The 24810-nt window shown below is 65.2% G+C and carries 24 protein-coding genes; 14 read left to right on the top strand and 10 right to left on the bottom strand.

Annotated elements, in window-relative coordinates:
• Positions 1-26: 26 nt before the first annotated feature.
• Positions 27-782 (bottom strand): COG4705 family protein, encoded by a 756-nt coding sequence (locus BMY67_RS05670; protein WP_092769247.1) that lies wholly within the window; start codon positions 780-782, stop codon positions 27-29.
• Between the two features lie 185 nt (positions 783-967).
• On the opposite strand from BMY67_RS05670, the gene BMY67_RS05665 reads away from it, so the two are divergent.
• The 5 genes from BMY67_RS05665 (at position 968) to BMY67_RS05645 (ending at position 9346) form a co-directional block, all read left to right on the top strand.
• On the top strand, positions 968-2278 hold the full coding sequence (locus BMY67_RS05665; RefSeq protein WP_177189701.1) for a TolC family protein: 1311 nt from the start codon (positions 968-970) through the stop codon (positions 2276-2278).
• A 147-nt stretch (positions 2279-2425) separates the two neighbouring features.
• On the top strand, positions 2426-3352 hold the full coding sequence (locus BMY67_RS05660) for an efflux RND transporter periplasmic adaptor subunit (protein WP_177189700.1): 927 nt from the start codon (positions 2426-2428) through the stop codon (positions 3350-3352).
• A gap of 205 nt (positions 3353-3557) precedes the next feature.
• Complete coding sequence (locus BMY67_RS05655; RefSeq protein WP_092769241.1) at positions 3558-6686, top strand: efflux RND transporter permease subunit; 3129 nt, start codon at positions 3558-3560, stop codon at positions 6684-6686.
• 158 nt (positions 6687-6844) lie between these two features.
• The gene (locus tag BMY67_RS05650) at positions 6845-8317 is read left to right on the top strand and encodes a flavin-containing monooxygenase (RefSeq protein ID WP_092769239.1); all 1473 of its coding nucleotides are present in this window, start codon (positions 6845-6847) and stop codon (positions 8315-8317) included.
• 84 nt (positions 8318-8401) lie between these two features.
• Positions 8402-9346 (top strand): alpha/beta fold hydrolase, encoded by a 945-nt coding sequence (locus BMY67_RS05645; protein ID WP_092769237.1) that lies wholly within the window; start codon positions 8402-8404, stop codon positions 9344-9346.
• Positions 9347-9505: 159 nt separating this feature from the next.
• On the opposite strand, the gene BMY67_RS05640 is transcribed toward BMY67_RS05645, so the two are convergent.
• From BMY67_RS05640 to BMY67_RS05620, 5 genes are all read right to left on the bottom strand, one after another.
• A complete protein-coding gene (locus tag BMY67_RS05640) occupies positions 9506-9922 on the bottom strand; it encodes an EamA family transporter (RefSeq protein ID WP_092769235.1) in 417 nt (138 codons plus the stop codon).
• Positions 9923-9964: 42 nt separating this feature from the next.
• Positions 9965-10483: a DUF488 domain-containing protein gene (locus BMY67_RS05635; protein ID WP_092769233.1), complete on the bottom strand. Its 519-nt coding sequence runs from the start codon at positions 10481-10483 to the stop codon at positions 9965-9967.
• Between the two features lie 109 nt (positions 10484-10592).
• Positions 10593-11339 carry a phosphatase PAP2 family protein gene (locus BMY67_RS05630; protein ID WP_092769231.1) on the bottom strand — a complete coding sequence of 249 codons (747 nt, stop codon included), beginning with the start codon at positions 11337-11339 and terminating at the stop codon, positions 10593-10595.
• 60 nt (positions 11340-11399) lie between these two features.
• Complete coding sequence (locus BMY67_RS05625) at positions 11400-12221, bottom strand: phosphatase PAP2 family protein (protein ID WP_177189699.1); 822 nt, start codon at positions 12219-12221, stop codon at positions 11400-11402.
• A 147-nt stretch (positions 12222-12368) separates the two neighbouring features.
• Positions 12369-13259 carry an alpha/beta hydrolase gene (locus tag BMY67_RS05620; protein WP_092769227.1) on the bottom strand — a complete coding sequence of 297 codons (891 nt, stop codon included), beginning with the start codon at positions 13257-13259 and terminating at the stop codon, positions 12369-12371.
• A gap of 231 nt (positions 13260-13490) precedes the next feature.
• Here BMY67_RS05620 and BMY67_RS05615 point away from each other — a divergent pair, with 231 nt between their 5' ends.
• Positions 13491-13958: a hypothetical protein gene (locus tag BMY67_RS05615; protein WP_092769225.1), complete on the top strand. Its 468-nt coding sequence runs from the start codon at positions 13491-13493 to the stop codon at positions 13956-13958.
• A gap of 84 nt (positions 13959-14042) precedes the next feature.
• Positions 14043-15761, top strand: a complete 1719-nt coding sequence (locus tag BMY67_RS05610) for a hypothetical protein (protein WP_092769223.1) — start codon at positions 14043-14045, stop codon at positions 15759-15761.
• 71 nt (positions 15762-15832) lie between these two features.
• On the opposite strand, the gene BMY67_RS05605 is transcribed toward BMY67_RS05610, so the two are convergent.
• Together BMY67_RS05605 and BMY67_RS05600 are read right to left on the bottom strand one after the other, a co-directional pair.
• Positions 15833-16375 carry a hypothetical protein gene (locus BMY67_RS05605; protein ID WP_092769221.1) on the bottom strand — a complete coding sequence of 181 codons (543 nt, stop codon included), beginning with the start codon at positions 16373-16375 and terminating at the stop codon, positions 15833-15835.
• A gap of 122 nt (positions 16376-16497) precedes the next feature.
• Entirely contained in the window at positions 16498-17001 is a 504-nt protein-coding gene (locus BMY67_RS05600; protein ID WP_092769219.1) for a cupin domain-containing protein, read from the bottom strand.
• Positions 17002-17165: 164 nt separating this feature from the next.
• Here BMY67_RS05600 and BMY67_RS05595 point away from each other — a divergent pair, with 164 nt between their 5' ends.
• Both BMY67_RS05595 and BMY67_RS05590 read left to right on the top strand, forming a co-directional pair.
• Positions 17166-18155, top strand: coding sequence for an MBL fold metallo-hydrolase (locus BMY67_RS05595; protein WP_092769217.1), 990 nt, complete (start codon positions 17166-17168; stop codon positions 18153-18155).
• Between the two features lie 159 nt (positions 18156-18314).
• Positions 18315-19160, top strand: a complete 846-nt coding sequence (locus tag BMY67_RS05590; RefSeq protein ID WP_092769215.1) for a formate/nitrite transporter family protein — start codon at positions 18315-18317, stop codon at positions 19158-19160.
• Between the two features lie 42 nt (positions 19161-19202).
• On the opposite strand, the gene BMY67_RS05585 is transcribed toward BMY67_RS05590, so the two are convergent.
• Both BMY67_RS05585 and BMY67_RS05580 read right to left on the bottom strand, forming a co-directional pair.
• Positions 19203-20111, bottom strand: coding sequence for a DUF4097 family beta strand repeat-containing protein (locus BMY67_RS05585; RefSeq protein WP_092769213.1), 909 nt, complete (start codon positions 20109-20111; stop codon positions 19203-19205).
• Positions 20112-20155: 44 nt separating this feature from the next.
• The gene (locus tag BMY67_RS05580; RefSeq protein ID WP_177189698.1) at positions 20156-21070 is read right to left on the bottom strand and encodes an arginase family protein; all 915 of its coding nucleotides are present in this window, start codon (positions 21068-21070) and stop codon (positions 20156-20158) included.
• 168 nt (positions 21071-21238) lie between these two features.
• Between BMY67_RS05580 and BMY67_RS05575 the strand changes: the two genes are divergently transcribed.
• From BMY67_RS05575 to BMY67_RS05555, 5 genes are all read left to right on the top strand, one after another.
• Positions 21239-21655, top strand: coding sequence for a SpoIIAA family protein (locus BMY67_RS05575; RefSeq protein WP_092769634.1), 417 nt, complete (start codon positions 21239-21241; stop codon positions 21653-21655).
• A gap of 45 nt (positions 21656-21700) precedes the next feature.
• A complete protein-coding gene (locus BMY67_RS05570; protein ID WP_092769209.1) occupies positions 21701-22171 on the top strand; it encodes a hypothetical protein in 471 nt (156 codons plus the stop codon).
• Between the two features lie 54 nt (positions 22172-22225).
• On the top strand, positions 22226-23074 hold the full coding sequence (locus tag BMY67_RS05565) for an SDR family NAD(P)-dependent oxidoreductase (protein ID WP_092769207.1): 849 nt from the start codon (positions 22226-22228) through the stop codon (positions 23072-23074).
• Between the two features lie 210 nt (positions 23075-23284).
• On the top strand, positions 23285-24019 hold the full coding sequence (locus BMY67_RS05560) for a YebC/PmpR family DNA-binding transcriptional regulator (protein WP_092769205.1): 735 nt from the start codon (positions 23285-23287) through the stop codon (positions 24017-24019).
• 121 nt (positions 24020-24140) lie between these two features.
• The gene (locus BMY67_RS05555) at positions 24141-24725 is read left to right on the top strand and encodes a DinB family protein (protein WP_218144594.1); all 585 of its coding nucleotides are present in this window, start codon (positions 24141-24143) and stop codon (positions 24723-24725) included.
• Positions 24726-24810 lie beyond the last annotated feature (85 nt).

Genomic DNA, 24810 nt, shown 5'->3' with positions numbered 1-24810 from the left:
CTGATGTAATTCTGAAGAACATCAGCTTACTGAAACTCACTCGGTGCTTCCGCTGCTGGCCGCCGCAGTTGCCAGGTAGTGTACAGCACGAGGCCAACCAGCACGGCAAACAGGATGAGCGAGGAGCCCACGGTACCGAAACCGAGGCCGTTTTTGCTGACATCCTTGGTGAGCAAGTCGCCCATCGTGGCCCCAAACGGGCGGGTGAGCACGAAGGCCACCCAGAACAGCAGCACCGCCGAAATACGGGTGAAGTAATGCGCCAGCACCACCAGCGCCAGCAGCGAGCCAATCAGCAGGGCCCCGCCCCCGAAGCCCAGGCCCGAGTCGTCGGCCAGATAGTCGCCCAGCGCGGTGCCCAGGGTGTTGGACACCAGGATAGCCGTCCAGTAAAACAGCTCGGCCCGGCGCGACTGCACGTTGGTTACCGACAACGACCGTTCACTCAGCCACCACGCGCCCAGCACCAGGGCCAGCAACCCCACCAGAATGGCGGCCCCGGTGGCATAGCCCAGCCCCAGCGTGCGGTCCATGTAGTCGGATAGCGTGGTTCCGGCCGTGCTGGTGGCCAGAATAACGGCCCAGTACAGCGCCGGCACGTAGCGCCGGGCCAGTAGCTGCCCCACCAGCACCACCACGAAAATACCGAGCAGAATAACCGAGCTGAGCGCATAGCCCACGTTCATCGTCTGGGCCAGCAGGTCGCCGCCGGTTTCGCCGAGCGTGGTGGCGCATATTTTCATTATCCAGAACAGCAGGGTTATTTCGGGGAGCTTTTTCATGAAGGTCAGGCAGCAGGGAAAGAGCCCGAACGTAGGCGGCCGGTCTGAAGAAAATCTGAAGCAGGGTATGGATTAGAGCTAACTGTCTAGCTTTCCAGCTCTAATCAACTGTAGCTCACACCACCCGGCATCAGATTTACTTCAGAATTGCCCGGCAGCTTTGCGGTAGTCAACCGCCGCTGCCCGTGTCTGCCCAGTTCATCTCCCGCCTGCTCTTCAGTTGGCCCGCCGCCTGGTGGGGGTTGCTGCTGCTGGGCGGGGTTTTGCTCGTCGGTGGGCCGGTAGCTGCTCAGCCTCTGCCCGCTCCTGCTTCCAGCGTGCCCGACCGGCTCGAAGAGTTTCTGACCGCAGCGTATCAGAACAGCCCGCTGCTGGGCGACTTGCGAGGCCAAGTGCTGCAAAACCGTATCGACAGCCTGCGCCGGGCGGCCCAGAACCGACCCTACGTGGCCGGCAACGCGGTGGCCGTGTACGCGCCCGTTTCGCGCCGCTTTGGCTACGACGAGGCCGTGAGCAACGGTGGCAACTACGGCACGGTGGCCAGCGTGAGTCAGCCGCTGCTCAACGGTAACAGCCTGCGCAACGACTACCGCCTGCTCGAAAACCAGGGCCAGACGCTGCGCAACAACGGCCGCCTCTCGGCCCTGGATTTGCGCCGCACCGTTACCGACCAGTTCCTGACGGCCTACGCCGCCGGGCAGCAGTGGGCCTTTGGGCAGGATATATTGGCCCAGCTGCGCCGCCAGGATGTGCTGCTACGCCGGCTCGTGAACGGCGGCCTTTACAAGCAAACCCAGTATTTGTCGTACTACCTCTCGGTGCGCACCCAGGAAGTGACGGTGCAGCAAAACCGCCTAGCCTACCGCCGCGAGCTGGGTACGCTGCGCTACCTCTGCGGCCTGCGCGACACGGTGCTGCGCCCGCTGCAAACGCCCGCACCGCCCACCCACCCGGCCCTGGCGGGCCTGGGCTCCATCACCCAGCGCCAGTACACGCTCGACAGCCTGAACCTGGGTTTGCAGCGCCAGGCCATAGCGTTGAGCTACCGCCCCCGCGTGCAGGCCGTGGCTGATATCGGCTTGCAGTCAGCCTCGCTTATTGCTATTCAGCGCCACTTCGGTATTAGTGGCGGTTTGCAGCTGTCGGTGCCCATTTTCGATGGCCACCAGCGCCAGCTGGGCTACAGCCGGCTGGAGGTGGCCGAGCAAATCCGAAGAGGCTACCGCTCGTTTCTGACGGCCCAGCGCCAACAGCTCTACGACCAGCTCCAGAACCAGCTGCAAGCCACCACCCAGCTCCTCGTCAGCCTACAGGAGCAGCTGCGCATCGCCAATGCGTTGGTGGAAGCCAGCCGCCAGCAGCTGGCCACCGGCGACCTGAGCATCCTCGACTACCTGCAGCTCATCAGCAGTACCCGAAACTTCCAGTTCAGCCTCACTCAAGCCGAAACCGACCGGCTGCGGGTGCTGTACCAGCTGGATTATTTAAGTGAATGAGGCGAGTTGTCAGTTGTCGGTTGTCAGTAAAAAGAACGTCATACTGAGCTTGCCGAAGCATCTCTACCGCTTCGTCGCAATGGTAATCCAACGAAGCGGTAGAGATGCTTCGGCAAGCTCAGCATGACGTTCCTCTTGTCCTCTCCCATGACCAAACCACCCTTAATATTCGTCCTGGCCTTACTGGCCGCCTGCAACCCCACCGCGCCGGCCGAGGATGCGGCGGCCGATGAAGCCGATGTGCAGCCCCGCGCCGTAGTGACGGTGGAACAGGTGCAGACCGATACGCTGACCGACGTGCTGGAGCTGCGGGCCGTGTCGGCGTACCCGGCCAAGGACGTGCTGCGGGCTACCACGACGGGCTATCTGCTGGCCCCGGTGCCCGTGCCGGGGCAGCGGGTGCGGGCGGGCCAGGTGGTGTTCACGCTGCAAACCAAGGAGGCCCGCACCCTGCACCTCGACCAGATTACCGGCGACCCGCGGCTGCGCTTTAGCGGCGTCATCCGCATTGCCAGCCCCCGCGCCGGCGTGCTGGCCTCCGTGGACAAGCTGGCCGGCGACTACGTGCAGGACGGCGAGCAGCTGGCTTTGGTGTACGACCAGAGCCGGTTCGGCTTCATCCTCGACGTGCCCGTAACCCAGCTACGCTACGTGCGCCCCGGCCAAAGCTGCCGCATCATGCTGCCCGATGGCCGGGTGCTGCCGGGCCGGGTGGCCGAGGTGCTGCCCGCCGCCGACCTCGCCGCCCAGGTGCAGCGCTACACCGTGCGCCCCATCGGCCCCGCGCCCCAGCTACCCGAAAACGTAACCGTCACCGTGCGCCTCGACAAAACCGCGCCCTACCGCGCCGCCACCCTGCCCCGCCCCGCCGTGCTCACCGACGAAACCCAGACCGAGTTCTGGGTGATGCGCCTGCTCAACGACTCGGTGGCAGTGCGCGTGCCCGTGCAAACCGGCCTCGAAGAACAGGGCCGCATCGAAATCAAAAGCCCCGTTTTCTCGCCCTCAGATAGGATTCTAATCAGCGGGAATTACGGGCTGGATGATACGGCAGCGGTGCAGGTGCGGCCCTGATGGGGCACCTCACCCCCCGGCCCCCTCTCCTCGGGGAGAGGGGGAGCCTTTGCCGGAGCTGTTAGCTGACAGCAGTTGGCTGTCAGCTTCTCTTCCATATAATAAAAAAGCTATCAACTGACAGCTGTAAGCCAACCGCTAAATCGTCTGGCTCCCCCTCTCCCCCTGGAGAGGGGGCCGGGGGGTGAGGCGCACCATTGAACCCATGTTCCAAACCTACAAAGCCCCGATTGCGGTAGTGCTGGCCCTGGTGCTGGCCCTGGGCACGCTGGCGTACCGGCGCATCAATGTGGCGCTGTTTCCGGAAGTCACGTTTCCGAAGGTGAAGGTGATTGCCGACAATGGCTTGCAGCCCGTCGACCGCATGATGGTGACCGTGACCAAGCCGCTGGAAAACGCCATCAAGCAGGTGCCGGGGCTGAAACTGCTGCGCTCGACCACCAGCCGGGGCTCGTGCGAGATTTCGGCCTTTTTGGATTGGGGCGTGGATGTGGTGCGCAGCCAGCAGACCATTGAGTCGCGCCTTAACCAGATTCGGGCCGACTTGCCGGCGGGCACCCAGCTGTCGGTGGAGCGCATGAACCCGGCCATTCTGCCCGTGATGGGCTACACGCTGGAAGCGCCCGGCCGCTCGGCGCTGGAGCTGCGCAAGCTGGCGCTGTTCACCATCAAGCCCTTTTTGTCGCAGGTCGAGGGCGTTTCGACGGTGCAGGTGCAGGGCGGGCGCACCAAGGAGTTTCAGGTGGAGCTGCAGGCCGACCAGCTGGCCGCCCTGGGCCTCACACCCGCCGACGTAAGCACCATGCTGGGCCAAACCAATTTTGTGCAGAGCAACGGCTACCTGGCCGACTACCGCCGCCTCTACCTCACGGTTACCGACGCCACCATCGCCAGCAAGCAGGACCTCGAAAACACGGTGCTGCGCAACGACGGCCGCCGCATCGTGCGGCTGGCCGACGTGGCCACCGTGCAGCTGGGCGAGCAAACCGAGTACACCCGCGTAAACGCCAACGGCCACGCCGCCGTGCTGATTTCGGTGCTGCGCCAGCCCGATGCCAACGTGGTGCTGGTGAGCGAGGGCGTGCGGGCCCAGGTAGCCACGCTGCAGATAGGCCTGCCCAAAGGCATCATGCTACGGCCCTACTACGACCAAGCCGATTTTGTGGCCGAAGTGGTGCGCTCGGTGCAGGATTCATTGTGGATTGGCCTGGCGCTGGCGCTGGTGGTAACGGCGCTGTTTCTGCGCTCCTGGCGGGCCTCGCTCACCATCCTGCTCACCATCCCGCTGGCCCTGGCCCTCACGCTGGCCGTGCTGTATTTCGGGCTGGGCTACTCGTTCAACATCATGACCCTGGGGGCGCTGGCCGCCGCCATCGGCCTGATGATTGACGACGCCGTGGTGATGGTGGAGCAGCTGCACCGCGTGGGCGAGGACCACCCCGACTACTCCCCCGGCCAGGTCGTAAACCGTTCGGTGCGGCACCTGCTGCCAGCGTTGGTAGGCTCCTCGCTGAGCACCATCGTTATTTTCCTGCCCTTCGCCCTGCTCGGCGGCGTGGCCGGGGCCTACTTTAAGGTGCTGGCCACCACAATGGTCGTAGCCCTGGTGTGCTCGTTTTTCGTGGCCTGGCTGGGGCTGCCAGTGGTGTATCTGCTGCTTTCTAAAACCCCACCCCCTAGCCCCCTCCCCGGTGGGGAGGGGGAACTAGACTCTAGCTTTTTATTTAGCTCTAAAAAATTAGAAACTAGTTCCCCCTCCCCACTGGGGAGGGGGCTAGGGGGTGAGGTCAACACGTGGGCACGCCGTGAGGCCCCCGCCCACCACGAAGCCCCCTGGGTCCGCGCTGTCATCCGCCACCCCGCCTACTCCATTATCGGCATTCTGGGGCTGCTGGCCGTGCTTTGGTTCGTGGTTCCGCGGCTGGCCACGGGTTTTTTGCCGGAGATGGATGAGGGTGCCATTGTGCTCGACTACAACTCGCCGCCCGGCACCAGCGTGGAGCAAACCGACCAGCTGCTGCGCCAGGCCGAGCGGCTGATTGGGCGGGTGCCCGAAGTGGCCAGCTACTCGCGCCGCACCGGCACCCAGATGGGCTTTTTCATCACCGAGCCCAACCGCGGCGACTACCTCATCCGCCTCAAAACCAACCGCCAGCGCACCACCGAGGAGGTGATTGATGATATCCGCCAGCGCATCGAAGCCACCCAGCCGGCCCTCACCATCGACTTCGGACAGGTGATTGGCGACATGCTGGGCGACTTGATGAGCACCGTGCAGCCCATCGAAATCAAGGTGTTCGGGCCCGATACCCAGACGCGCTACCGGCTGGCCGAGCAGGTGGCCGCCCTGGTAGAAAAAACGCCCGGCACGGCCGATGTGTTCGACGGCATCGTGCGCATGGGCCCGGCCGTAGATGTGCGGCCCGATGCGCGCCGGCTGGCCCAGTTCGGCCTCACGGCCCTCGATTTCCAGAGCCAGCTGCAAACCCAGCTGGCGGGCGTGGTGGCCGGCACGGTGCTCGAAGGCGAGCAGCTGCTCAACATCCGGTTGCGCTACCCCGGCGCTCAGAACGCCAGCCTGGAGCAGGTGCGCCGGCAGCCGATTTTCCTGCCCGGCGGCCAGCGCCGCCGGCTTGATGAGCTGGCTACTGTGGGCGTGTCGGCCGGGGAGGCGGAGCTGGAGCGCGAGAATCTGCAGGCCCTGACGGCCGTAACGGCCCGCCTCAACGGCCGCGACCTGGGCACGGCCATGCGCGAGATTCAGCAGACGCTAAGCCGCGAGGTGGCGCTGCCGCCGGGCTACTTCATTCAGTACGGGGGCTCGTTTGCCGAGCAGCAGCAGTCGTTTCAGGAGCTGCTCACGATTCTGGGGGCGGCCTGTTTGCTGGTGTTTGCGGTGGGGCTGTTTCTGTTCAAGGACCTGCGGGCGGCGGGCCTGGTGCTGCTGGTGGCCGTGCTGGGCCCGGCGGGCGGGGCGCTGGCCCTGTACTTCACCCATACGCCGCTCAACGTGGGCTCCTACACCGGCCTGATTATGGTGGTCGGCATCATCGGCGAAAACGCCATTTTCACGCTCCAGCAGTTTTTGGAGGCCCGGCAGGAGGCCCCCGTCGACCAGGCCATAGCCTATGCCATTGCCGCCCGGCTGCGGCCCAAGCTGATGACGGCCCTGGCCGCCATTGCGGCCCTGCTGCCGCTGGCGCTGGGCATCGGCGCCGGCGCCCAGCTGCACCAGCCGCTGGCCATTGCCGTTATCGGCGGGCTGCTGCTGGCCCTGCCGCTGCTGCTGCTGGTGCTGCCGAGCTTGCTGCGGCTGGCGTACCGGCGGGCGTAGTTTTCTCGCAGAGGTGCGCGGAGGGATGCGCAGAGGTAAAAAGAGGTCCTCCCTTTTCCTCTGCGCATCCCTCCGCGCACCTCCGCGAGAAAACCTTGAATGGGCCTTGAAAACCGACGCCCGAACCTTCCTATCTTCCGGCAGTTAAAGCCAAGGCTATGAAGACAGAAAACGAGTTGCTCGATGTGTTGATTGTGGGCGCGGGCCTGTCGGGCATCGGGGCGGCGCACGTGCTGCAACGCCGCTGCCCCGGCAAAACCTACCAGATTCTGGAGGCCCGCGCGGCTCTGGGCGGCACCTGGGACCTGTTCCGCTACCCCGGCGTGCGCTCCGATTCCGACATGCACACGCTGGGCTACTCCTTCCGGCCCTGGACCAACCCCAAGGCCATTGCCGACGGCCCCGCCATCCTGCGCTACCTCCAGGAAACCGCCACCGAGGCCGGCATTACCGACCACATCCGCTTCAACCACAAAGTGCTTAGCGCCGCGTGGTCGAGCGCCGAGGCCTGCTGGACGGTGGCAGTGGAGCACGGAGGGCAGCGCCAGACCCTGCGGGCCCGGTTTCTGTACGCGTGCAGCGGCTACTACGATTACGAGCAGGCCCACCGCCCCGAGTTTGCCGGCGAGGCCGACTTTGCGGGCCGCATCGTGCAGCCCCAGTTCTGGCCCGAAAACCTGGATTATAGCGGCCAGCGGGTGGTGGTGCTGGGCAGCGGGGCCACGGCCGTGACGCTGGTGCCCACCATGGCCCAAACGGCGGCCCACGTGACTATGCTGCAACGCTCGCCCTCCTTCATCGTCAGCCAGCCTTCCGAGGATAAAATTGCCAACCGATTGCGCCGCTACCTGCCCGGCCGGCTGGCGCACCACCTCACGCGCTGGAAAAACGTGCTGGTACAGATCGGCCTCTACGCGCTGGCCCGCCTGCGCCCGGCCCAGGCCAAGCGCCAGCTCGTGGGCCTGGCCGCCCGCCAGCTCGGCCCCGATTACGACGTGGCCACTCACTTCACGCCGCGCTACAACCCCTGGGACCAGCGCGTGTGCCTGGTGCCCGACGGCGACCTGTTCCGCGCCATCCGCAAGGGCCAGGCCGCGGTAGTAACCGACGAAATTGAGCGGTTTACATCCGGCGGCCTGCTCCTGAAATCGGGCCGGGAGCTGCCCGCCGATTTGGTGGTGTTAGCCACGGGCCTCAAAATCAAGCTACTGGGCGGCATCACGCTCCTGGTGGATGGCCAGCCCATTCGCCCCGCCGACACGCTCAGCTACCGCGGCATGATGCTCTCCGATGTGCCCAACCTGATCATGGCCTTCGGCTACACCAACGCTTCCTGGACGCTGAAAGTAGACCTGACGGCCAACTACTTCTGCCGCCTGCTCCGCTACCTCGACCGCCACCAACTGGCCATTGCCGTGCCCCGCCGCCCCACCGACCTGGCGGCCCGGCCGCTGCTCGATTTCTCGTCGGGCTACGTGCAGCGGGCCACCGGCGAGCTGCCCCGGCAAGGCTCGCGCCGCCCCTGGTTTGTCCATCAGAACTACCTCAAAGACCTGCTCAACATCCGCTACACCCGCATCAACGACGGCACGCTGCAATTAGGGCCAGTTGGAGTGCTGCCGGGACAGTGAGAAGTAAACCGTCATTCAGAGCATGTGGCGCATCAAGCCACATGCTCTGAATGACGGTTCTTGTATAACAGCTTAACCTAAACTATGAAGCTTTTCAAAACTACCGCTTACTCCCTGCTGGCCCTCAGCGGCGCCACTCTGGCCGGCTTGGTATTTTTCACGCACCGCACGGCCCGCAAGGTGCGGGCGGCGCTGCCGCCGCGCGGCTCGTTCGTAGACTTGCCCGGCGGCCGGCTGCACGTGCATGAACAGGGCGCCGGGCCGGTGCTGTTGCTTGTGCACGGCCTGGGCGGGCAGATGGGCCAGTTCAATTACGGCGTGGTGGAGCGGCTGGCGGCCGATTACCGGGTTGTCGTGGTCGATCGGCCGGGTTCGGGCTACTCCCAGCGGCCCGCCAGCTCCGATTTGCTCAGCCAGGCCGATGCGCTGGCGGCCCTGATTGACAAGCTGAACCTGGGCCGGCCGCTGGTGGTGGGCCACTCCCTGGGCGGAGCCGTGGCGCTGGCCCTGGCCCTCAATCACCCCGAAAAAGTAGCGGCCTTAACCCTGATTGCGCCCCTGTCGGCGCTGCCCGAATCGGTGCCGGCCATGTTTCAGCGGCTGATGATACCCTCGCACTGGCGGCGGCAGCTGGTAGCCTGGACGGTGGCCACACCGCTGTCCATCCGCCGGAGCCCGAAGCTCATGAAGGCCCTGTTCAAGCCCGAAACCCCGCCCCGCGACTATGGCACCAAGGCCGGCGGCATGCTGAGTTTGCAGCCCGCCCAGTTCCTGGCCACCATTGCCGACCTGGAGGCGCTACCCACCTATCTGCCCACGCTCACGGCCCGCCTGCCGGAGCTGCGCCTGCCCGTGCGCGTGCTCTACGGCCGCCACGACGCCGTGCTCGACTGGCACACCAACGGCCAGGGCCTGGCCGAGAAAGTGCCCGGCGCCACCCTGCAACTAATCGAGGGCGGCCACATGCTGCCCATCACCCAACCCGAACTGGTCGCCCGGTTTATTCGGGGAGAAGCGGTGAATGAGTGACGTGGTGAATGAGTGAACTGTTCTGTCATCCTGAGCACAGCGAAGGACCTTATCGCGTTCGAACGACCGTAGCAACGACTTGTGCAAACGTGATAAGGTCCTTCGCTGTGCTCAGGATGACAGGCGGATTCACTCATTCACCACGTCACTCATTCACCGCTACCCCCAAATCAGGACCAGCGTGCCGAGGATGATGAGGCCGGCGCCGATGCCGGTGTACAAGGTCAGCTTTTCGCCCAGAAAGATGACCGACAGTGCGATGGCCAGGGCTACGCTCAGCTTGTCGACGGGCGCTACCTGGGATACTTTGCCCAGCTGGAGAGCCCGGAAGTAGAACACCCACGACAGGCCCGTAGCAATGCCCGAGAGCACCAGAAACAGCCAGTTGGTGCGCGTGAGGGTATGGATGCCTTCGAGCCCGCCCCGGAAATACACAATGCCCCAGGCCAGCACCAGCACCACGGCCGTGCGCACGGCCGTGGCCAGGTTGGAGTCGACGCCCTTGATACCAACCTTGGCCAGCACGGCCGTCAGGGCCGCGAAAAGGGCCGAAAGAAGCGCGTAAATCCACCACATAAACGGGGTTGTAAGCAGGTGTGCAGGTGGGCCGGCCGGCGTTTACGGCGCCACCGAATGGGTTTCTAGGTAGGGGCCGGTGAAGGGGTGCTCGACGGCCACGCCGGCTTTCATAATGTGTATCACCGTCCAGCCGGCGGCCTTCAGGTAATCAGAAATAATGGCCCGGTGGCAGCGCCACCATACGGCTTCGGAGCACATGTAGGCCGTGCGCTGCTGCCGGGCCCGGGCCGCAAGCCGGGCCAGCGCTTCGGCAAAGGGCGGCGTTTCGGAGTAGTCGGCGTAACCGCGGAACGACTCGCTGCGCCACACGGTGTTGGGCGAATCGGGCCGGGGTTTGCGGCGGCCGCCCAGCGCCGGCATAGCCTCGTAGGCAATACCGGCCGCCGGCAGGTAGGCCTCCAGCTCGGATGGGTTGAAATGCGGAAACTTCCGCGAACCGGCGTAGCGGCGCACATCCACGAGCAGTTCAATCTCAAAAGAAGACAGCGCGGCCAGAAACTCCTCCGGGCTGCGGGTGGAGTGGCCGATAGTCCAGATAACAAGCGGGGCGGCGGGCATGGCAGGCGCGGAAGCGGAGGGCGGAAACTTACCCCAACGCAGCAGCGGGGCCGGATGTTTGGGCCGGTTTCATCAGCGACTCGCGCAGCAGCTCAGGCGCGGGCCGCAGCTACCAGCGCGCTATCTGCCTTCTTGCCTGCCCCCACCAGTCGCGCAGCTGGGCCAGGTCGGGCGAGAAGAATACGTGCAGGCTGGCCACCCAGCCCACCGAGCAGAACCAGCCGGCCAGCACATCGGACGGGAAGTGCACGCCCAGGTAATTGCGCGAAAGGCCCACGCCCAGCGCGAACAGCGTGCCCAGCACCACCACTGGCCAGCGCCAGCGCGTACGCCACACCAGAAAGGCCAATGCCGCCGCCAGCGCCGCCGAGCCCATGGCGTGCCCGCTTGGAAAGCTGTAGAATTTTTCCGGCGCAATCGATTCCCAGAGGGCCGGCCGGGGCCGACCAAACAGCAGCTTGGCGGCCAGATTGAGCCCCATTGCCCCGCCCACCGACAAGACGAAAAACCACGCTGCCGACCGCTGCCGCCGCCACAGCAGCAGCCCGCTAATGCCCACGCCAACAAGCGTCATCACCGTGGGGCCGCCGGCATTGGTGAAGGCCAGCGCCAGCTGGTCGAGGCCGGGACTTTGGCGGGCGTGCAGCCACTCCAGAATGGGCTGGTCGCCGATGAAGCCGCCGCTCTCCCAGATATCCTCGGCCACGTTCACGAAGATCAGCCAGGGCACCGCAATGCCCAGCAGCAGCACGCCCACCAGATGGCCGTGGCCGCGTAAGGTGCGGCGCAGGCCCTGGTAAAGCACTTTCAGCAACTCCTTCGCAAATCGGTAAAGGGCCTTCAGCAGCTGGATCATGGGTTGGGGAAAGCAGCGGCTGAAAATCTGTCTGCCAGGTCGTTGACGACTGCCTGAAAGCTACCGCCGTGGGCGCCACACCACGCCCAGGCCCATGCCGCCGCCGGGCACGAAGGTGGGCGCGAAGGTGGTTTCGCCCAGGATGCGCGACTTGCGGCCCCAGCGGTTGCGGTGCGTGAGGTAGGCCATGTGGGCCGACAGGATGCCGAAGCCCGCGCCGGCTACCACATCGCTCTGCCAGTGCTTGTCGTTGATCATGCGCAGGGCGGCCACACTGGTGGCAATGGTATAGGCCCCGATTCCGTACCACTGGCTTTTGTCGCGAAACTCGGTGTGCACGATGCTGGCCGCCAGAAACGCCTGAGCCGTGTGGCCCGAAGGAAACGACAGGTCGTCGGAGCGGTTGGGCCGGGTTTCGTTGGCCATATACTTCACGGCGAAGGTGCTGGCCAGCATAATGGCCTCGCCCTTGGCAATAACGAGCAGCGTGTTGATACGGTCGTTGCGCGACTCGACGCCGGCAATGGCCACGCCAATCAGCTCGAAATAGGGCGCGATGATGAGCGTATTATCGAACCCCGTGCTCACTGGCCGAAACTGTTTGCGCACAAACGTGCGGGTGTCGTGGTTGATGCCCGCGTCGCCCTGCGCCGTAATGGCTCCGTAGGTGATAAGCGCGGCCGGAATGATGGTGGCGCGGAAGAGCTTGCCCTTGTACCAGGGCTTTTTTACGGCCCCCGTCGGGGTTTCGTACTTTTTGATGGTAGTGTCGGCGGGGGCCACCACGGCGGGCGTGGCCAGCGGCACCTGGGCCAGGGCGGGAAGCGCGGCACTGCCCAGCGTGAGGGCCAGCGTCAGGCGCAGAAAGAATGGCTTAATCAAGGGACGGGGACGGCTAAGTGAACAGGAAAACCCTGGTGCGAGGAGGGCGGGCAAGGTAAAAGATAATTCTGTCGCGAATCTGAAGCTACCCGTTTCCGCCACCATCGGTAGGCTTGCGGCCAGCCCGGGGCGGTTATCGGGCAGGGCTCAGGTCAGAAACGCCACAATGCGCGCCAGCACGGCCGGCTCGCGCATAATGCCGTTGTGGCCCAGGCCACTGGTGGCCCCGAACTCCAGGTCGGGCCAGGCGGCGGCCAACTCCCGGGCCTCGGCAAACGGAATGCTGGCGTCGTGCTCGTCGTGCAGCAGCAGGGCACGGCCGGCCGGAAAAGCCGCCCCCACCTGCGTCAGGCTGAAGCTTTCGGCATCGCGGCCGTGCTGCTCGTGAATGTAGCGGCTCATGCGCGCCAGCACGGCCGGCGGCAGGCCCAGCAAATCGGCGAAGCGGCGGGCCACGGCGGGCGTGCTGGCGGGCACGGCCAGCAGCACCAGCCGCGGCAGGCCACCGCCCGCCGTGGTATTAAAGCGCACCGGCCCGCCCACCACCGTAGCCCCGCCCAGCGAGTGGGCCACCACGGCGTGCAGCGGCCCAAGCGTGTCGGCTACGGCCTGGGTGGCCCGCACGTAGGCCGGCAGCGTGAGGCGGCGGCCCTCCGAGGCTCCGTGGCCCGGCGCATCGAAGGCCACCACCCGGTAGCCCGCCTTCACCAGCGCGCGGGCCAGCACGCCCCAGAAACTGGCGCGGTGCTCCCAGCCGTGTACCAGCAGCACCGTGCGCGCCCCGGCCGGGTTCCACTCGTAGGCAGCCAGCGCCCCGGTAGGGCCGGGCACCGCAAACCGGCGGGCAGTGGCCAGCGCGGCAGTTTCCCAGCCCTTCTCGGGCAAGCGCCGGGGCGTAGTGAACAGCCGCCAGGCCGCCCGAAAAGCCCATTCGGTGGAGAGGGCAGCCAACAGCCGGAACTTGAGGCGCAGCAGCTTTATACCGGGCGGCAGCACGGGCGCGGCAACGGGCCGGGCCGGAAGGGTAGACAACTTCATGATGGCAAATATCCGGCATTCCGCCGGGGCTCGGGCCGGGCCGGCTTCAGCCCGCAGGGCTGCTGCCGACCGAATGGCAAAAAAGGCAACTCATTAGTAAACGGTAACGGCCATTCTACGTTCTACGCTAGCAATGCCCGGAGCGGGCCATCTGCTTCCTTCCGGGTCCCGGCTCTATCCGCCTTATACTTTTATCGGCCATTAAGGTTGGCACCGGTTTTTAGCAGTACTATGCTACTTCACCTGCACGATATCCGTCTTCAGTACGAACCGCGGGCAGCGCTGGTGCGGCTGCAATTCTGGCGGCCTTCGGCCGATATGGCTTCTTTCCAGCGCAGCCTGCAGGCGGTGGCGCAGCTGGTCGAGCAAAATACAGTGGCCGAGGGCCTCATCGATTTGCACGGCCTGCCCGACCTGACCATCGCCCAGCAGCTGTGGGTGGCCACGCACTGGCTGCCCCGCATTGCGGTGCCGGCGGTGCAGCACGCCGCGTTTATCATCCCCGAAAACGGCCTTTACAACCAAATGGCCGTCGAAGCCCTGCACCGGGCCGCGCGGCATTTCATTCCCTGCGAAGTACAGTTCTTCCACACCCCGGATGCCGCCCTCGACTGGCTGCTCAGCTTCCAGAACCCGGCCACTCAGGCAGCCCTGGAGCAGGAATGGGAAGGCGCGGCCGCACTGCCGGCCGCCAAATAAGCCAGCTTCTTTACCTTTGCCCGCTTGCCAACTGGCCGGCCCATCGGTCCGGTCATCATCCTTTCGCTCGCTTATTCCTTGCTCATGACTACTTCCGCTATTGCTCCGCAAACCCTGCAGCTAGGCCCGTTTCAGCCGGCCGTTGAGGCCCAGCTGGCCCGCTTTCAGGCCCAGAATTTCACTGCCGGCTTCTGGCAGAAGCAGGCCGATTTGTGGGTTGCCGACGCCGAGGGCCAGCAGAGTATCCGCAGCTTTATGGGTTGGCTGCGCGTGGTAGATGAAATGTTGCCCGCGGTAGCCGAAATCGAGCAGTTTGTGCAGGAGGTGAAGCAGGCCGGTTTCCGCCACGTGGTGGTGATGGGCATGGGCGGCAGCTCGATGACGCCCATTGTGCTGCGCCAGGCTTTCGGGACGCTGGCCGGCGGGCTGCCGCTGTCGGTGCTTGATACCACCAACCCCGGCTCGGTGCGCGAGATTGAAGAAGCTGTACCGCTGGCCGAAACGCTGTTCGTGGTGGCTTCCAAATCGGGCACCACGGCCGAGCCGCTGGCTTTCGGCGACTACTTCTATGCCCGCCTGAAAGAAATAAAGGGCGACAAGGCCGGCGAGAATTTCGTGGCCATTACCGACCCCGGCTCCCAGTTCGTGACCCAGGCCACCGAGCAGCAGTACCGCCGCATCTTCCTCAACTTCGCCGACGTGGGCGGGCGCTTCTCGGCCCTCTCCTACTTCGGCCTGGTGCCGGCCGCCTTGCTCGGCATCGATAGTAAAACGCTGCTGGAGCGCGCCCAAACCATGATGCGCGCCTGCGGCTCGGAAGGCCCAACGGACCACAGCCCCGGCCTGGAGCTGGGCGCGGCCCTGGGCGTGCTGGCCCAGCAGGGCCGCGACAAGCTCACGCTCGTCGTGCCCGACAACCTCTCCGATTTTGGGTTGTGGCTGGAGCAGCTCGTGGCCGAAAGCACCGGCAAGCAGGGCACCGGCATCCTGCCGCTGGCCGGCGACCCGCTCAGCGAGCCGGCCGTGTACGGCTCCGACCGGGTATTTGTGTACGTGGGCTACCAGGGCCAGCCCGACGCCGAAAACCGCCGCAAAGTAGCCGCCCTGCAGGCCGCCGGCCACCCTGTCGTCACCATTCTGCTGCATGATGCGCTGGATTTAGGGGCGGAGTTTTTCCGCTGGGAAGTAGCCACGGCCGTGGCCAGCGCGGTGCTGGGCATCAACCCCTTCGACCAGCCCAACGTGCAGGCCGCCAAAACCGCCACCAACCGCCTCATGGAAGTGGTGGAGCAGCAAGGCCAGCTGCCCCAGACCAGCGCCCCCGCCGCCACCGAAAACGGCCTCGACTATTACACCAGCACAGGCGGCAACAGCGCCGAAGCCGTGCTGAAGTCCTTTTTCGGGCAGGCCAAGCCCGGCGACTACCTCTGCGTGCAGGCTTACCTGATGGAAACGCCGGCCCTCAACGCCGAGCTCAACGAGCTGCGCGCCTTCGTGCAGCAGCGCCTGCACCTGGCCACGGCGGCCGGCTACGGCCCGCGCTTCCTGCACTCCACGGGCCAGTACCACAAGGGCGGCCCCGACACCGGCCTGTTCCTGCAGCTCACCACCGACCACGCCCAGGACCTACCCCTGCCCGGTCGTCCCTACACCTTCGGCACCTTCCAGAACGCCCAGGCCGCCGGCGACCTGCAGGCCCTGCAGGACTACGGCCGCCGCACCCTGCGCGTGCACCTGGGCTCCGGCAGCGCCCCAGCCGACCTCGGGCAGTTGCTGCTAGTGCTCCGCAAGGCCTTGGCCTAACCCAGCTCCCGCAGGTTATTCTCCGCCCTGGCACCCCGATCTGGGTGCCAGGGCAGAAAACTGCTTTTTATCTATGGCAGCGGCTGTTTTCCTACGTACAGGGCGTAACGCACCTGCCGGTTGCGGGGGCCGATTTTGTACGTTGTTTCGATTATCTGCGCCCGGTATTTCGGCCCGAGGTACATGAAGCGCGTAACCCGATGCCCGCCTTCCCAGGCAGTAGTCGTATTGTCGAATACTAGCTGGTACTGGGTTTTCAGCTCGCGCTTCAATGTTGCCATTGCTTCTTTGTCCCACGTCTGGTAGCCTACCACGCGGTGGCAGTTGCCCTCCGTATCCACATTTATCCAGTGGCCGTAGCCGGTCGAATCGGGCGGCGTTAGCGGCAGGCCGAACAGCACGCTTTTGCCCGCGCAGTGCTCCCGGGAGTCCTGAAACGTATCCTCGCCGGTGTAAAGCCAGCCCCGCGGCAGCAGCGTTTGCTGCGCTACAGCCGGGCCGCCCTCATAGAAGCTGACCAACTCCGAAAAACTGACCTGTTGCGCGGCAGCCGGCAAACCAGCTAGCAGTAAGGCCAGCGGTAAAAACGGAAAAAAGTAGCTTTTATTCGCCATAACCCTATCAAAGCAAACTGGTTATCCAGCCCCGCAAAGCATCCTTGTCCATCCGTCATTACGCAGCACCGCGCCGTCCAGCGGGTCGCTGCATCAACGAAATCACAGTTGATCAGCGAAAATCAGCGGTTAAAATCATCCTGCACGCGCACAATGTCGTCCTCGTCGGAGGGGTGGGTGGCGTCGGTGTGCTGCCAGATTTCGGCAATAACGCCCCAGTCATCAAGGCCAATGAGGCGGTGCCGCTCGCCCTGGCGGAGCGTGATTTGCTCGCCTGAGCTACAAAATTGCAATTCGCCCTGCTGGTCGGTGTCGCTGGTGATGATGCCGACCGGGCCGCTAACGACGCGCCAGATTTCGGCCCGGCGGTAGTGGTACTGCCACGAGAGGCGCTGGCCCGGGGCCACGAGCAGAATTTTGGGGCTCAGCTGACCCGAAATCCGTAGCTCATCCACGGATAGTCCGTCGAAATACTGGTTGGCGAATTGCTGGGCCTGGGTTTCATCGAGCACGAAGAACCCACCCCAGGGCCGGGCCGGGTCTTCGTGCTCGATGCGGAAGCCCTGACACTCCAGCTGCTGGCGGGTTTGCCGGAAGAAGACAGTTTTATCGGAGCTAATAACCATAGTTGCCTTAAAGCCGCCGCCATAAAGGCCTGGCGGCCGGATGAAGTCACTAAAGTAACGGATTGTCTGATTTCAGGCTTCAGAATCCGGTCTGGGCTAAGTTTCAAATCAAAATCCGGCGCGGGTGCGTACTGTTTCCATCCTCCTACTTTACTGTCCTCCTCATGCAACAAGTAGCCCCCGGCGTCCATCAGCTTTCGATTCAGCGCTTTGTCAATGTGTATTTCGTTGAAACCGGCCGGCCCGGCGAGTGGGTGCTGGTCGACACCGGCCTGCCGGGTTCGGCGCAGGCCATTGTGGCGGCGGCCGACGAGCTGTTCTACCCCGGCTCCCACCCCGAAGCCATCATCCTCACCCACGGCCACCTCGACCACGCCGGCTCGGCGCAGGCGCTGGCCGAGCACTGGAAAGTGCCGGTGCTGGCCCACGAGCTGGAAATGCCCTTCCTGACGGCCCGGGCCGTGTACCCGCCCGCCGACCCTACGGTGGCCGGCGGCGGCTCGCTGGCTTTCGCAGCCCGGTTTTTTCCACCCCAGTCGTTTCAGCTGTCTGATTACGTGCAGCAACTGCCTGCCAACGACATCGACCCACCGTTTCTGCCCGACTGGCAGTGGCACCATGTGCCCGGCCACGCCCCCGGCCAGATTGCGCTGTTCCGCGAAAAGGACCGCACCCTGCTCGGGGCCGATGCCTTCGCCACCTGCAACCACGAGTCGGTGCCGGCGGTGCTGCTGCAGCTCGAAGACATCAGCATCGCCGGGGCGCCGTTCAACTACGACTGGCAGCAGGTAGGCGACTCCATCCGGCAGCTGGCCGACCTGCACCCCGAGGCCATCGGTTGCGGCCACGGCCCGGCCATGCCCGGCCCGGGAGCAGGGGCGGGTTTGCGCCGCCTGGCCGACGAGTTTCAGGTGCCAGCGCACGGGCGCTACGTGCAGCACCCGGCCCGCCTCGATGCCAACGGCATTGCCTATCTGCCCCCCGCACCCCACGACCCGATTCGGGCGAAATTTGGCCTGGCGGCGGCGGCCGTCGGGGCCCTGGTGGGCGCGGCCTGGCTGGTGAAATCATACAAAGCCAAAAAGCAAAGCGAATACCCGCGGCCCAAATCCGGGGAGCCCAAGCGCTTCCGCACCGAGGAAGTGGCGCGCTAAAGGCCCGCCACAACGGTGCCCGACGGCGCCAATAAAATCAAAGCCCACAAGCTACTATCTTCTCATATACATCAGCTTGTGGGCTTATTTTTTTCTGGATGACCAGATTTTATTGCCGATTTTTCAGCGGTTTTTCTCCAGTTGCGTTTAAGCCCTTCTATGCAGGAAATCGACGAGAAGGCGCGGCAGCAGGGACTCCAGAAGGAGCGGGCCGATAAGCGGGAGGCCAACGAGCGCAAAGCGCCAAGCGGTAAAGTACTGTATCGTACTACGTTTCAGGAGGGTGAAGAGGAGCTGCAGCGCCCCTCGGCGTCCCTGTTTTTCTCGGGGCTGGCGGCGGGCCTGTCGATGGGCCTGTCGATGATTGCCCAGGGCCTGCTCACCCATTACCTGCCCGACGCGGCCTGGCGCCCCCTGATAGCCACCTTCGGCTACAGCATGGGCTTTCTGGTCGTGATTCTGGCCCGCCAGCAGCTTTTCACCGAGAATACGCTGACGCCCGTCATTCCCCTGCTTGTCCGGAAAGACACCGATACGCTGCTCAATGTGCTGCGGCTGTGGGGCGTGGTGCTGGTTTCCAATCTGCTCGGGGCCCTGCTGCTGGCGCTGGTAGCCATGCATACCAGCGCCTTCGATGCCGACGTGAAAGCCGAGTTCGTGCAAATGGGCCAGGATGCTATGCAGTTCAGCTTTGGTACCACGCTGCTGCGCGGCATTCTGGCCGGCTGGATAATTGCCCTGATGGTCTGGCTGTTGCCCTTCGCTGAGTCGGCCCGGGTATGGGTTATTATTCTGATGACCTATCTGGTGGGACTGGCCCATTTCAGCCACGTAATTGCGGGCTCGGTGGAGGTGTTCAGCGTGGCCGCCGTGGGGGAGGCCGGCTGGGGCGAGGTGCTGGGCGGGTTTGTGCTGCCGGCGCTGCTGGGCAACATTCTGGGCGGCGTTACGCTGGTGGCCGTGCTCAACCACGCCCAGGTAATGGCCGGCGACGAATCGAGGTAGCCCGGCGCGCCGACCAACCCGCGCCGCTGATGGCCGGTGCTGCTATTCCGCGTCGAGCGAGTCGGGGGCGGCGGGCGTGGCCGGGCGCGGCTGGCTTACCTGCACGTTGCCGTTTACGGTAGTGGCTTTGAGCTGAACCCCGCCCTTACCCAGCGTGGCGGCCAGGTTGTGGGGCAGCAGGTTCAGGCGCTTGGTATTGAGCTCGGCCGCCACCCGGCCGCGGGTGGTGCGGGCCAGTACCGTGGCCGCGTACTCGGGCGGCAGCTGCCAGTTGATGTCGCCGTTCACGGTACCCACATCAAGCCCCGGCCCGGCCCAGGTTTCCCCACTCAGGCTTAGGTCGATGCGGCCGTTGGTGGTGTGGGCGCGCACATCGCCGGCTACGCCGCGCAGCGTGAGGGGGCCGTTGGTGGTCGTCAGGCGCAGCTGGCCGCGCACGTTTTCCAGTGCCAGCGCGCCGTTCACGGCCGTTAATACCAGGTCAGTCTGGGCCGGCACCAGCACTTCGTAGCTCACGGCCCAGCCCTCCACCGAGCCATTGGCCAGCGCGGCCCGCAGGGTGTGGGCGGTGGAGCTCAGGCGCACGGCAGCAGCCAGGGCCCGGGCGTTTTCGGGGGTGGCGGCCCGCCCCGTAATGCGGGCCCGTACCCGCACATCGGACCCGGGCCAGGTGCGCACGGTAATGCCGCCGTTGGTGCGCGCGTCCACCGTCAGGGGGGTGCCGGCGGGTGGGGCAGGCAGGGTCAGGTGCCGGATTTCACAGTGCGTTTTCTGCAGCGGGCCGGCGGGCGGCAGGTCGGTGGCGCAGTCGAGCGAGAAAACCGGGGTCGGGCCGGCCGGCCGGGTGGCTTTGGCAGCAGCGGTTTTAGCTGTCGGCGCTTGGGGAGCCGGGGTTTTCTGAGCGAGAACCGGGCCGGCGACCAGCAGCAGCAATAGCAGGGGCGTTTTCATAGCAAGGACAGATAGAGACGAGATGTTGGCCGGCGCAACGGGTGCTACCCAGCCAGCGTGGCAGCCACCCCCGTAAGATACGCCGCCACAACAGTAGCTGCCAGCCGGGCCGTCTGCTGGTCGCGGTCGAAGAGCGGGTTGAGCTCCATCACCTCGAACAGGCGCACCCCGGCGGCGCGGCCGGCCAGCCAGGCGGCTTCGGTGGCCTGGCGGGGCGTCAGGCCGTCGGCGCTGGGCGCACTCACGGCGGGGGCGTAGGCCTGGGCGCAGCAGTCGATATCGAAGCTGACGAAGGCAGGGCCGGCAGCCGTGGCCCGCGCCAGGGCCCGGCTCATGTATTCGGGCATGCCATCGAGCTGCACGTGGGCCAGCGGCACTACGTGGGCCTGCTGCTGGTGCAGGAAGTCGATATCGGCCTGCAGGTTGAGGTTGGAGTGCAGCCCGATTTCGGTGAAGCGCGGCCCGGCCAGCAGGCCCTCGCGCAGCAGCTTGCCAAAGGGCGTGCCGCTGCTGAGCTGGCCGGGACGGTCCTTCACATCGGCGTGGGCATCGAGGTTGATGCCCCCCACGGGCTGGCCGCCGGTGGCCGCGTGCAGGCCCCGCACGGTGCTGTAGCTGCCATCGTGCGAGCCGCCCAGCACCACCACCCGCGGATACTGCGCCAGCAGCCGGGCCAGCTCGGTGGCAATGGTTGCGTGGTTGTCGGTGTGGCGGGCGGCGCGCAGCGGCAGGTTGCCGGCATCGGCGATGCGCAGCGGGCGCAGGTCGATGTTGTGCTCGAGGTTGTAGGTTTTGTGGTAGCGCCGCAGCTCGGCCCGGATGGCGTTGGGGGCGTGCGCGGCCCCGCCCCGGCCACCTTCGAGCACCGTCCCGTAATCAAGCGGCAGGCCCACCAGGCACACGTCGGCCACGGGCAGCTCGGCGGCGGGGCGAATCAGGTCACGCAGAAAATCAGCCATAGCCCAAAGTAACGGATTGACGGCCAAACAACGGGCCCGGCTGGGCGGGGCCGGGGGCCGTTTTCCTTGGCGGGCCGCCGGCTGGCGCTTACTTTTGGGCGCCCGGCGTCGTATGTACCCGCAGGCCACCGGCTGGCAGCCCCCGTTCCCACTCCAATTTTGCAAAGCATGGTTTACTTCGACCGAATCCTGCTTGACACGCCCACGCTGCTGGTGAGCTACAGCAGCCAGCATCAGCTGGTGCAGGCGCAGTGGCGGGGCCGCTTCGATGCTGCTTCGGCCCGGCAGCAGTGCGAGCTGCTGCTGGCCGCCCTGCCGGCAGCCGGGCCCGTACATCGGATGATCAACGACAGCAGCGAGGCCTTTGGGGAGTGGTGGGAGGCCGGGGAGTGGATTGGCCGGGTGCTGGCGCCCGCCCTGGCCGCCCACGGCGTGCGGGCCGTGGCCTGGATAAATGCCATGGACTGGCCCTCACGCGATGCGGTGGCTTCGGCCGTGGCCCTGGCGCAGGAGCTGCCCATCAGAACCTTTGATTTCGATGAGGCGGAAGCGGCCCTGGCCTGGGTGCTGGACGCTACTACCTGAGCGCCGGCCCCCGCGCACTTCCGCTACCGGCGCTTATCTTTCGGTATGAACGTCCGCTCCCTGCTGCTCCTGCCCCTGGTTTTTCTGCTACTCCTGCCGGCGCTGCCGCTGGCGGCCCAGTCACGGCCGCAGCCTGCCCGGGCCCAGCCGGTGCCCCGGCCGGCAGCCCCCACGTCGTTCTTCGGCACCTACTCCTACCGGGCTTATACTATTTTCGACCGCGAAGCCAGCCCCGAGCCGCTGCCGGCCCAGGGCGTGGGCGGCACCCTCACGCTGCGCCCCGACGGCACCTACCAGAAGCGCCTGACCTTGTCGGCCAACGGCGGCACCATGCGCTTCGACCAGGACGGCCAGTTCACCTTCACGCCCGGCCGCATCAGCTTCACGCACACCGACAAAAACGGCCGCCCGCGCACTGACGAAGGCACTTTCCAGCTCAGCCAAGGTCGGCTGATTATTACGCTGGCGGGTTTTCCGGCCGGCAATCAGAGCACCTACACGCTGCGGCGGCAATAGCAGCAGGACACCGTCTGGTCCGGTTTTTCACGTTCTATCTGCATGGCTGAGCCGATGAAGTCAATCGTTATTACCGGCGTTTCGAGCGGCGTGGGCCTGGCGGCGGCGCGGGCGTTTCTGGCGCGGGGCTACCGGGTGTTCGGCAGCCTGCGCACCCCTGCCGATGCGGCGCGGCTGCAAGCTGAGTTGGGCGCTGATTTCACGCCCTTGCTCCTCGACGTTACCGATGCCGACGCCGTGGCACGGGCGGCGGCCGAAGTAGCCCGGGCCCTGGGCAATATGCCGCTCACGGGCCTGCTCAACAATGCCGGCGTGGCGTTCGGCGGGCCCTTGCAGCACCAGCCGCTGGACGTAATCCGGCAGCATTTTGAGGTGAACGTGCTGGGCCTGATTGCCGTGACGCAGGCGTTTCTGCCGCTGCTGGGGGCGCGGCCGGGCTTTGCGGGCCGGCCGGGCCGGGTGCTGAATATGGGCTCGGTGAGCGGGCAGGTGGCATCACCGTTTCTGGGGGCCTACGTAAGCAGCAAGCACGCGCTGGAGGGCCTCACGGGCACCTGGCGGCGCGAGCTGAAACTGTTCGGTATTCCGGTGGTGCTTATCGGGCTGGGGGTCACGCAAACGCCCATCTGGGATAAGGGCATAGCCCTGGAGCCCTACGAGCACACGCCCTACGCCGCGCCGGCCCAACGGTTTTTGCGCTTCGTCAACAAAACCCGCGACCAGGGCCTCACGCCCGAATACGTGGCCGGCCGGCTGGTAAAAATTATGGAAACGTCCCGCCCCAGGCTGCGCTACACCATTGCCGCCGACGTGTTCCGCGCCTACATCGTGCCCCGCCTGCTGCCCGCCCGCGCCCTCGACTGGCTGCTGGCCCGCGGGCTAGGACTTCGTAGGGTGAAATAGTGAAATGGTGAGATGGTGAGTCTGATGTTCCAAGGGCCTGATTGCACCACTAGGCCCCCGAAACATCAAACTCACCATTTCACCATCTCACTATTTCACCTTGAGCCATCTCACCTTGAGCCCCGGCCGGGTTTCTGCTAACTTGCGACCCGTTCTGGTTTCTGCCAGAACGGCAACTCACTACTCACCATTTCACAAACTCACCTATAGATGGGACGCGCGTTTGAATTCCGGAAAGGCCGCAAAATGAAGCGTTGGGACCAGATGTCGAAAGACTTTACCCGCATCGGCCGCGAAATCGTGATGGCCGTGAAAGAGGCCGGCCCCAACCCCGATACCAACTCGCGCCTGCGCACGGCCATCCAGAACGGCAAGGGCGTGAACATGCCCAAAGACCGGGTGGAAGCCGCTATCAAGCGGGCCTCCTCGCGCGAAGAGAAAGATTACCAGGAGGTGGTGTACGAAGGTTATGCGCCCCACGGCGTGGCCGTGGTGATTGAAACCGCCACCGACAACCCCACCCGCACCGTGGCCAACGTGCGCATGTACTTCAACCGGGGCAACGGCGCGCTGGGCACCGCCGGCTCCTCCGACTACACCTTCACCCGCAAGGGCGTGTTCAGGCTGGCCGCCGAAGGGCTGGAGCTGGATGAGCTGGAGCTGGAGCTGATTGACGCCGGCGCCGAGGACGTGTACGCCGACCAGGAGGAGGACGAGCAGGGCAACTCCACCAACTTTATCGTGGTGGAAACCGCCTTCACCGACTTCGGCCAGATGCAGAAGGCGCTGGAAGAAAAGGGCCTCAACGTGGTATCGGCCCAGCTCCAGCGCGTGCCCAACACCACCGTCCACCTCGAAGGCGACGAGCTGGAAGAGGTAATGAACCTGATTGAGAAGTTCGAGGAAGACGACGACGTGCAGGCCGTGTACCATACGTTAGGCTAATCACGAATTAGCCCGGATTTTAGCGGATTGCCCGGATTTTGTAGTCGGCTCCGTTTGGTCGTTTGGGCGGGCTGCTCCGGGTGGGGCAGCCCGTTTTTTCTTGCTTCGATTGTTGCTAATGATGACTGATGCTACTTCTGCTATCCGGGCTGTTATGGCCGAGGTGCGGGTTTGCCTGACCGACACGTTTGCCGCCCTTGACGCCTGGTTTGACCAGCCGGCCGACCTGCGCCGCTACCGCCCCGCCGCCGGGGGCTGGACGGCCGATGAGATACTGGAACACGTGGGGCTGACCAACCACTTTCTGCTTATTCTGGTTGACAAGGCCACGCGCAAAGCCCTGCTGAACGCCCAGACGCAGGATTTGGCCGCAGCCCTGGCAGCGTATGAGTTTCAGACCGGGAAGCTGGCCGATATTGGCCGGCACAAGTCTTTTGCCTGGATTCGGCCGGAGCACATGGAGCCCACCGGAACCCGCCCGCTGGCCGAGGTGCGGGCGCAGCTACAGCAGCAGCTGGCTCATTGCCGGCAAACCCTGGCGGCGATGCCCAACGGCGAGGGCGCGCTCTACCGTACCACGATGTCGGTGAACGGGCTGGGCAAAATCGATGTGTACGAGTACCTCTATTTTCTGGCCCAGCATGGCCAACGCCACCTCACGCAGCTAAGCCGCAACGCCGCCGAATTTGCCCACAACCCGGCGTAAAGCAGTTCTGATTACCAGACTGGGGCAACTCCTGCGCCTGCCCCCGCATCTACCGGAGTATGCGCTCCGGCCGTAACCCCGCGCC

Origin of the sequence: Hymenobacter actinosclerus (assembly GCF_900111515.1) — a bacterium.
Lineage (GTDB): Bacteria > Bacteroidota > Bacteroidia > Cytophagales > Hymenobacteraceae > Hymenobacter > Hymenobacter actinosclerus.
This window is presented reverse-complemented; position numbering and strand designations above follow the sequence as displayed.